Genomic DNA, 375 nt, shown 5'->3' on the forward strand with positions numbered 1-375 from the left:
TCCGGCAGCCTATAAGAAAGAATATCCGTGGCTGAAAGAAGTAGATTCCCTTGCACTGGCGAATGTGCAGATTCATTTGGAGAAGGCTTATAAGAACTTTTTTGTAAATCCGGCTGTTGGTTTTCCGAAATTCAAGTCGAGACATCGAAGCAGGAAGAGCTATACAACGAATGTGGTGAATGGGAATATTCGTCTGGGAAACGGAAAGATCCGGCTTCCGAAACTGAAGGAAGTGAAGATCAGGAAACATCGGGAAATACCAGCGGGGTATGTCCTGAAGTCGGTAACCATAAGTCAGGAGCCTTCCGGAAAATACTATGCAAGTCTGCTTTATGAGTATGAAGTCTGTGAGAACCAAGCAGAGAAGAGAAAAGA

At 44.3% G+C, this 375-nt stretch carries 1 protein-coding gene; it reads left to right on the forward strand.

The genetic code is table 11. The features are described from left to right. A partial coding sequence (locus tag ACTNA4_RS16150; RefSeq protein WP_441031193.1) for an RNA-guided endonuclease InsQ/TnpB family protein occupies window positions 1–375 on the forward strand: 375 nt, incomplete at both ends.

The organism is Bariatricus sp. HCP28S3_A7, assembly GCF_052066375.1.
Classification (GTDB): domain Bacteria; phylum Bacillota; class Clostridia; order Lachnospirales; family Lachnospiraceae; genus Allocoprococcus.